Raw genomic sequence first — 8728 nt, forward strand, 5'->3', positions numbered from 1 at the left:
TGCAGGATGCCGCTGGCCGCAGTCATCCACTGCACATCGCCCGGGCCGATCACGCCGCCGGCGCCGGTGGAATCGCGGTGTTCGACTTCGCCCTCATAGACGATGGTCACGGTCTCGAAGCCGCGGTGCGGGTGCTGGCCCACGCCGCGCGGCTGGTCGGTGGGCGTGAACTGCGCCGGGCCGGCGTGATCGAGCAGCAGGAACGGGCTCAGATGCGCGCCGTGGCTGTTGTAGCTGAACAGCGAGCGCACGGGAAAGCCGTTGCCCACCCAGTGCGGGCGGGGCGCGCTGTAGGTTGCGAGGATCTTCTTCATGGCTTTTCTCCTGTGGCACGAGGCGGTGCCTCGAATGCATGGCTAGAGAATAAATCCAGAACGATGCTGGCGGTAGTCAGCAATATTTGCCTTCATCGTTCTATTTGAGGAACAATGAGCGCATGAGAGACCTCAACGATCTTTATTACTTCGTGCAGGTGGTGGAGCAGGGTGGCTTCGCACCCGCGGGCCGCGCCCTGGGCGTGCCCAAGTCCAAGCTGAGCCGGCGCATCGCGCTGCTCGAGGAACGGCTGGGCGTGCGCCTCATACAGCGCTCGACGCGGCGCTTCGCCGTGACGGACATTGGCCAGACCTACTACCAGCACTGCAAGGCGATGCTGGTCGAGGCCGATGCCGCGGAGGAGGCGATTGCCCTGACCCAGGCCGAGCCCTGCGGCACGGTGCGCATGACCTGTCCCGTGGCGCTGCTCGATGCGCGCGTCGCCGCGATGCTGGCGGATTTCATGGCGCTGTATCCGCGCGTGCAGATCCAGCTGGAGGAAACCAATCGCCGCGTGGATGTGCTGGGCGAAGGCATCGATCTCGCGATACGCGTGCGCCCGCCGCCGCTCGATGACAGCGACCTGGTGATGCGCGTGTTCGCCCAGCGCGACCAGTGCCTGGTGGCCAGCCCGCGGCTGTTGGAGAAGACCGGCATGCCGCGCAATCCGGCCGATCTGGCCGGTCTGCCGAGCATGGGGCTGGGCCAGCCACAGACCGACCATGCCTGGGCGCTGATCGGGCCGGACGGCGCCCACGCCAGGATTGCCCACGCGCCGCGCTTCGTCACGCAGGGCATGTTCGCGCTGCGCACCGCGGCCATCGCGGGCGTGGGCATTGTGCAACTCCCGCGGATGATGATCTACGGCCATTGCGCGCGCGGCGAACTCGTCGAATTGCTGCCCGGCTGGGCGCCGCGCAGCGAAATCATCCATGCGGTGTTCGCTTCGCGCCGCGGCCTGCTGCCTTCGGTCAGGGCCTTGCTCGATTTCCTGGCCGAGCGCTTCGCGGCGCTGCAGGAGGATTGAACTATTGCGGCGCCGGCTGGGGGTGGTCGGCCGCGGGGATGTCGGGCCGCAGCTCGGTCATCACCGCGCTGTCCACCGCGCCTTGCAGCGTGCAGGTCACCCGCGTCCTGCCGCCCTGGCTGCCTTCATCGGGCTCCAGTATGAGCACCCGCTCCAGGCGGCTGCGGCCAGGCGCATCGCCGGACAGGGTGGCGACCGGCTGCCACAGCCCGTCCTTGCGCACTTCGCCCCGGGCATAAAGCGCTTTCACCGGTTTCAGGTGCGCGGCCTGATCGATCAGCGGGCGCAGCTGCTGCGCAACCTTGTCGGGGCTGCCTTCGACCACAAAGCCCCAGAACAGGTAGTTGCCCAGCAGGTCGAGATCGATGCTCTTGTCGAAATAGGACAGCAGCTTCACGCCGCCCACCTGCGGCGCATTGCGCAGCGGCGCGAAGTTGGCCGCGTTGTACGCGCGCTCGCCGACGGGAATCCAGCTGATGCTGCCTGCGGATTTGAGCGCCACGTGTTTTTTCCACGCGGGCGCATGCGCATGCAGGCTGGAGAAGAATGTGCCATCGCAGCGGGTGAATGCCTTGAACGTTGCATCCAGCGCGCCGTTGCCGGCTTGCAGCGTGGGGGCCAGCAGCAGGCTGGAAAGCAGCAGGGCCGTGCGGGTCGGCGGGCGGCAAAAAAGTGCACGGTTCTGTGTCATTGTGTCGAGAAGGCGGAATTTCAACCAGCCGCATATTCCAGCAGATGGTTGAATGCCGCCTTGTCGGCAAAGCGCTTGACTTGCTGTTTACCGCGGCGGCTGGGAGTCCAGCGTGTCGCGCAGCCACTGCGTGTGCTGGCCCAGCGTGGGCGCGGCAAACGGCGCGGGGCCGGGCGTGCGGTCAAAGGCAATGGCGCGCGTGAAGCCGCGGTAGCTGCCCAGCGTGGGGTGGGCAATATCGGCAATCATTTCCTCGGCCGCGACCTGCGGGTGGTCGAACATGTCTTCGACCGCGCGCGCCGCGGCGCAGGGCACGGCTTCGCCAAACAGCGCTTCCCATTCGAGCGCGCTGCGCGCGGCCAGCGCCTGGCGCAGCAGCGGCACCAGTTCATCGGCATGCTGGGCGCGCAGGCGCACGCTCGCATAGCGCGGGTCGGCGGCGAGTTCGGCCAGGCCGACCTTCTCGCACAGCGCCTGCCAGAAATGCGGCGTGTTGGCCGAGATGTAGAGGTGGCCTTCGCGTGTCGGATGGATGCCGGTGATGCCGCCCGAGCGCATGTCGCGGCCGATCTCGCGCGGCTCGCCTTCGGCCCACACCAGGCGCGCCGACTGCATGGTCAGCGCCGCGCGCAGCAGCGACACGCCCACATGCTGACCCAGTCCGCTTTGCGCGCGCTCGTACAAGGCGGACGACACGCCCGCGGCAACCAGCGCCGAAGCGTAGTAGTCGACCACCGAGCCATAAAGGATTTCGGGCGGACCGCCTTCCTTGGCCTGCATGGCACACATGCCGGTCATGGTCTGCAGCACCTGGTCGTAGCCGGCCTTGGTGCGCAGCGGGCCGCTGGCGCCGTAGCCGGTGACGCTGCAGTAGACCAGGCGCGGATTGATCTGCGTGAGCTGCTCGAAGGCAATGCCCAGGCGCTCGGGCACGCCGGGGCGGAAGTTGTGCACCAGCACGTCGGCGTCGCGCACCAGGCGCAGCAGCGTCGCGAGTTCCTCGGATTGCTTGAGGTCCAGCACCATGCCCCACTTGCTGCGGTTGACGCCGACAAAGGCGCGGCTTTCGGCCTCGAGCGTCGACGGGTACTTGCGCAGGTTGTCGCCCGTGGGCGGCTCGATCTTGATGACTTCGGCGCCCTGGTCGGCGAGCAGTGAACAGCCATAGGGGCCGGCGATGTAGGCGCTCAAATCAAGCACGCGAATGCCGCTCAAAGGGCCGCGCGGGCCGGGCCGCTGTTCTGTCAGGTCTTGCTGCATGGTGTCTTGTGTCTCACTGGAATGCCATGGGCCTTGAGCCCATGGCGGCAGGCCGCATGCGCGGCGCTGCCTGGGGAAGTGGCGACCGTTCAGTCGGCCACGATGTTGCGGTCCTTGGCGAGCTTTTTCCAGCGCTCGACGTCCTTCTGGATGACTTCGCCGAACTGCTGGGGCGAGATCGATGACGTCAGTGCGCCTTCGCGCAGGAAGTTGGCCTTGATCTGCGGGCTGGCAAGTATCTGGTTCACCGCCTGATTGAGCTGGTTGACGATGGGCGCGGGCGTGCCCGCGGGCGCCAGCAGCCCCCACCACAGATCGAACTCGTAGCCCGGCACGGCCGCGGCCATGGGGGTCAGGTCGGGAGCGACCGGGCTGGGTTGCAGGCTGGTGATGCCTATCGCGCGCAGCTTGCCGTTGCGCACCATGGGCAGGATGGACGGGCCGCTGGAAATCATCAGCTGCACCTGGTTGCCGATGACGTCGGTGACGGCAGGACCCTGGCCCTTGTAAGGCACATGGGTGATGTCGAAGCCCGGCGCCATGGAGCGCAGCAGCTCGGTGGCGAAATGGTTGACGCTGCCCGTGCCCGAAGACGCATAGTTGAACTTGCCGGGGTTGGCCTTGACGGCGCTGATCAGCTCGGCCGGTGTGCGCGCCGCGAAATCATTGTTGACGGCGACGATGAACGGGCCGCGCGCGAACATCGCCACGGGCGCAAAGCTCTTGACGGGATCGAAAGGCATCTTGGTCTGCACGGCGGAGTTGGTCGTCATGCTCGACGAGACCGCAACCAGCGTATAGCCGTCGGCCTGGGCCTTGGCGACCTGACCGGTGCCGGTGTTGCCGCTGGCGCCGGGACGGTTCTCGACAATCACCGACTGCTTGAGCACATCGCCCAGCTCCTTGGCGATCTGGCGCGCAAACGAATCGTTGGAGCCGCCGGGCGGGTAGGGCACGACCATGGTGATCGGCTTGTTGGGGTATTGCTGGGCCTGGGCCAGCGGCGCGAAGCCGGCGACGGCCAGCGCGGCGGCGCTGCACAGCAGGCTGCGGCGCAGCAAGGGGTTGCGGTTCAAGGTCTGCATTTTTGTCTCCTGGTTGTCATTCGTGTCGGCGGGCTCTTCGGCCCCTGGCCATCAGTTGTCGTCTGCAATCAGTCCCAGCGCCCGTGCCTGGGCGACGATGGCCTGGGCGCGCAGCACGAAGGGCTTGTCTATCATCTTTCCGTCGACCACATAGGCGCCCACGCCGTCGGCATCGGCCCGCGCCGCGGCGCTGACCACCTTGAGCGCGCTGGCCAGTTCCGCGGCGCCGGGCTGGAACACCTCGTTGGCCGTCGCCACCTGGCTGGGATGTATGCAGGTCTTGCCCGTGAAGCCCAGGCGCGCGGCAAGCTGGGCTTCGGCGCGAAAGCCCTCGGCGTCCTGGATGTTGGCAAACGCGCCGTCGTAGGCCGCGATGCCGGCCTCGGCTGCGGCCATGCGCACGCTCATCAGCACCTGGGCAATGGCCGCGGGCTCGCGCCGGTGCACGCCATAGGGCTCGAACAGATCGCCCAGGCCCACCTGCAGGCCCACGGCCAGCGGATGGGCGCAGGCAATCTCATGCGCCAGGCGCAGCGCGCGCGGTGTCTCGATGTTCAGCAGCAGGCGCGGCGCCCGGGCCATGCCCGCGGCGCGCGCCGCGCGCTCCACGGCGTCGGCGGCGGCGCGCACATCGGCGGCGCTCTCGGGCTTGGGCAGGTTGATCCAGTGCACGGCGGGGCAGACGATGTCCGCGACATCGCGCTCGAAATGTGGCGTGTCCATGGCGTTGATGCGCACGATCAGCGTCTTGCGGTGGCCGCCCAGGGCTTCGGGGCTGCGCAGAAAGCCTTGCAGCAGCGCGCGCGCTTCGTCCTTGCGCGGTTCGGCGACGGCGTCTTCGAGGTCGAAGGACAGGCTGTCGGCCGCGCCGACCAGCGCTTTGGCGAACAACTCGGGGCGGGATGCGGGGACAAACAGTTTGCTTCTCATGCGGCCATTGTGGAACGCGCAAAAAACAAAAGAAACACATGCAATCTTTCTTCAAAAGAAAGAAATAATGATCGAATGGAAACCCAATATCTGCGCAGCTTCCTGCTGGTCATGGAAACCGGATCGATTGCCGAGGCCGCGCGCCGCCTGCACCTCACGGCCGCGGCCGTGGCCCAGCAGATGCGCACGCTGGAGCGCGAGTTCGGCACCGAGCTGCTGGCGCGCGCCGGGCGCACCGTGGCGCCCACGCCCGCGGGCCACCGCCTGGCCGCGACCGCGCCGCAGCTGCTGCGCGACCTGGCCCATGCGCGCACCCATGTGAACCAGGAGTCCGAGGTCGGCGAGCTGACCCTGGGCACGATCAACACCGCGCTGCACAGCCTGCTGCCCGACATCCTGGCGCGCTTCGTGGCCGAGCTGCCCGGCGTCAAGGTCTTCCTGCAGTCGGGCACGACCCAGCAGGTCTACCAGGCGGTGCAGCAGGGCACGCTCGACGCGGCGATCTGTCTTTACCCGTCGTTCGCGCTGTCCAAGGCCTTTGACTGGTCGCTGCTGCGCGAGGAGTCGCTGATACTGCTGGCGCCGCGCCATCTCGCCGGCCTGACACCGTTCGAGCTGCTGCGCAGTCAGCCGCTGATACGCTACGACCGCAGCCTGGGCGGCGGGCAGATGATAGAGCGCTACCTGCGCGCCAACCAGATCACGGTGCAGCGCGAGCGCTTCGAGCTGAGTTCGCTGGTGGCGATCTCCATGATGGTCGACCGCGGCCTGGGCGTGGCCGTCGTGCCCGACACCGCGCTCGACTGGCCCGACGGCCACAACGTCGTGCGGCTGGCGCTGCCCGGACAGACCGAGTCGCGCCGCTTTGGCACGCTGTGGCTGCGCTCCTCGCCGCGGTTGGCACGCATACGCCGGCTGGTCGAATGCGCCCAGGCGGTGGTGCTCGAGCGCGGCTATGCCGTTCCCGGCAGCAGGCCCTCTGCGGGTTATGCCGAATAGCTATACCTGCTAGCGGGCGATAAGGCTGGTGGGAGCCGCGGCAAGTGTTCAGAATGTGCAGCAATACACAGGAGAGACAACAGCAATGCAAACGGCCATTCCCTGCCTTTTGATGCGTGGCGGCACCTCGAAAGGCCCGTTCTTTCGCGCCGAAGACCTGCCGCAAGACCTGGCAACGCGCGACAAGGTGCTGCTCGCGGCGCTGGGTTCGCCCGACAAGCGCCAGATCGACGGCATTGGCGGCGCCCATCCGCTGACCAGCAAGGTCGGCATGGTGTCGCTGAGCCAGCGCGAAGGCATTGATCTCGAATTCCTGTTTGCCCAGCTCCAGCCCGAGAAAGACACTGTCGACACCACGCCCAACTGCGGCAACATGCTGGCCGCGGTCGTGCCGTTTGCGCTCGAGACTGGCATGGTCAAGGCGCGCGGCGAGACCAGCACCTTTCGCGTGCTGACGCTCAACACCGACATGGCGGCCGACATCACGGTGCAGACGCCGGGCGGCCAGATTTCCTATGAAGGCCAGGCGCGCATCGACGGCGCACCGGGCCAGTCGGCACCCGTGGACATCAGCTTTCTCGATACCGCGGGCTCGGTCTGCTCCAGCCTGCTGCCCACGGGCCAGCCCAAGGACACCATCACCGTCACCGGAGAAGGCTTTGACGACTTCACGCTGGACGTGACCTGCATAGACAACGGCATGCCGCTGGTCATACTGCGCGCCGCCGACGTCGGTCGCACGGGCCAGGAAAGCGTTGCCGAACTCAATGCCGACACCGACCTCAAGCGCCGCATCGAAGCGCTGCGCCTGCAGATCTCGCAGCGCATGGGCCTGGGCGACGTGACGCAGAAGAACTACCCGAAGATGACGCTGATCGCGCCGCCCGCGCATGGCGGGGCGCTGACCACGCGCAGCTTCATTCCCCACGCCTGCCATGACGCCATCGGCGTGCTTGCGGCGGTGACCGTTGGCACGGCGGTGAAGATGCCCGGCACGGTCTGCGAGGGCGTGGCCCAGGTGCCCCAGGGCGCGGGCAGCGTCACGGTCTCGGTCGAGCATCCCACGGGCGAGTTCAGCGTCACGCTGGACAGCGATCCGGACCAGCCTTCGGTCGTGACCAAGGCCGCGCTGCTGCGCACCGCGCGCCTGCTGATGCGCGGCGAAGTGATGGTGCCGCGCAGCGCCTGGGACGGCAAGCGCTGATTGCCGGGCGCAAGATGTTTGCAATGGCCAGCGTCGATCCGGGCGCCGGCCGCGAGAGTGAAGTGAAGCGTTATGTCCTCCAAGTCCCCGCGTGAGACAGGCTCTGCCGTGAATGTGCAGACCCTGCTCAACGAACACCCGTTCTCGGGTTTCCAGTGGCGCATCTTCGCGCTGTGTTTCTTCATCGTGCTGCTCGACGGCTTCGACACTTCGGCCATCGGCTACATCGCCCCGCATCTGATGACCGAGTGGGGCGTGAGCAAGCCCGATCTCGCGCCGGTGCTCAGCGCCGCCTTGTTCGGCCTGGCCGCGGGCGCGCTCAGCGCCGGACCGCTGGCCGACAAGCTCGGCCGCAAAGTGGTGCTGGTCGGCTCGGTGGCGCTGTTTGCCGTGGCCTGCCTGGGTTCGGCGTTTTCTCCCGATCTGTGGACCCTCACGGCGCTGCGCTTCGTCACCGGCGTGGGCCTGGGCGCGGCCATGCCCAACGCGGTGACGCTGATGAGCGAGTACTGCCCCGACAGCCGGCGCGCGACGCTGACCAATGCGATGTTCTGCGGCTTTCCGCTGGGCGCGGCGTTTGGCGGCTTTCTCGCGGCCTGGATGATTCCACTGCTGGGCTGGCGCAGCGTGCTGATACTGGGTGGCGCGCTGCCGCTGGTGCTGGTCGCGCTGCTGCTGTGGCAATTGCCCGAGTCGGTGCGCTACATGGTGGCCAAAGGCTACCCGATGGAGCGCGTGCGCCGCGTGCTGCTGCGCATCGCGGGCGACAGCGTCCGCAGCGTACAGCGCTTCGTGCTGACCGAGACCGCGCCGGAGTCGCACGCCAAGAGCGGCATAGGCGTGGTGCTGTCGGCGCAGTACCGCGTGGGCTCGGTCATGATGTGGCTGGCCTATTTCATGGGCCTGGTGATCTTCTATGCGCTGATCAACTGGATGCCCATCCTGTTTCGCGACGCCGGCCTGGACCCCAAGACCGGCGCGCTGGTGGCGGCGCTGTTCCCGCTGGGCGGCGTAGGCGCGGTGTTCTTCGGCTGGCTGATGGACCGCTTCAATGCCACGCGCATCATTGCCGTCGGCTATGCGCTGACTGCGGTATCGATCTGGTGGATAGGCCAGACCGCGGGCAACCTCGGCTGGCTGGTGGTCTCGGTGTTTCTTGCCGGCACGATCATGAACACCGCCCAGTCGTCGATGCCGGCGCTGGCTGCGGCCTTCTA

9 protein-coding genes are annotated in these 8728 nt (G+C 67.3%); 4 read left to right on the forward strand and 5 right to left on the reverse strand.

What is annotated here, in order from left to right:
* Nucleotides 1–314: pirin family protein (locus tag RR928_RS13250; protein WP_332534196.1), on the reverse strand; the 314-nt coding region annotated here is incomplete at its 3' end.
* A gap of 122 nt (nucleotides 315–436) precedes the next feature.
* On the opposite strand from RR928_RS13250, the gene RR928_RS13255 reads away from it, so the two are divergent.
* On the forward strand, nucleotides 437–1342 hold the full coding sequence (locus RR928_RS13255) for a LysR family transcriptional regulator (RefSeq protein WP_332534197.1): 906 nt from the start codon (nucleotides 437–439) through the stop codon (nucleotides 1340–1342).
* A gap of 1 nt (nucleotide 1343) precedes the next feature.
* Here RR928_RS13255 and RR928_RS13260 read toward each other — a convergent pair whose 3' ends face one another.
* The 4 genes from RR928_RS13260 to RR928_RS13275 all read right to left on the reverse strand — a co-directional run bounded on the left by RR928_RS13260 (nucleotide 1344) and on the right by RR928_RS13275 (nucleotide 5308).
* Nucleotides 1344–2033 (reverse strand): hypothetical protein, encoded by a 690-nt coding sequence (locus RR928_RS13260; RefSeq protein ID WP_332534198.1) that lies wholly within the window; start codon nucleotides 2031–2033, stop codon nucleotides 1344–1346.
* A gap of 87 nt (nucleotides 2034–2120) precedes the next feature.
* Nucleotides 2121–3293: a CoA transferase gene (locus tag RR928_RS13265; RefSeq protein ID WP_087743195.1), complete on the reverse strand. Its 1173-nt coding sequence runs from the start codon at nucleotides 3291–3293 to the stop codon at nucleotides 2121–2123.
* 89 nt (nucleotides 3294–3382) lie between these two features.
* A complete protein-coding gene (locus RR928_RS13270; protein WP_332682863.1) occupies nucleotides 3383–4378 on the reverse strand; it encodes a tripartite tricarboxylate transporter substrate binding protein in 996 nt (331 codons plus the stop codon).
* 51 nt (nucleotides 4379–4429) lie between these two features.
* Nucleotides 4430–5308 (reverse strand): HpcH/HpaI aldolase/citrate lyase family protein, encoded by an 879-nt coding sequence (locus RR928_RS13275; RefSeq protein WP_332534200.1) that lies wholly within the window; start codon nucleotides 5306–5308, stop codon nucleotides 4430–4432.
* 75 nt (nucleotides 5309–5383) lie between these two features.
* Here RR928_RS13275 and RR928_RS13280 point away from each other — a divergent pair, with 75 nt between their 5' ends.
* The 3 genes from RR928_RS13280 to RR928_RS13290 all read left to right on the forward strand — a co-directional run.
* Complete coding sequence (locus tag RR928_RS13280; protein ID WP_087743200.1) at nucleotides 5384–6307, forward strand: LysR family transcriptional regulator; 924 nt, start codon at nucleotides 5384–5386, stop codon at nucleotides 6305–6307.
* Between the two features lie 85 nt (nucleotides 6308–6392).
* Nucleotides 6393–7511 carry a 4-oxalomesaconate tautomerase gene (locus RR928_RS13285; protein ID WP_332534202.1) on the forward strand — a complete coding sequence of 373 codons (1119 nt, stop codon included), beginning with the start codon at nucleotides 6393–6395 and terminating at the stop codon, nucleotides 7509–7511.
* Nucleotides 7512–7583: 72 nt separating this feature from the next.
* Nucleotides 7584–8728: MFS transporter (locus RR928_RS13290; protein ID WP_332682865.1), on the forward strand; the 1145-nt coding region annotated here is incomplete at its 3' end.

Origin of the sequence: Comamonas sp. (assembly GCF_036666375.1) — a bacterium.
In the GTDB taxonomy this organism is placed as follows: domain Bacteria; phylum Pseudomonadota; class Gammaproteobacteria; order Burkholderiales; family Burkholderiaceae_C; genus Comamonas.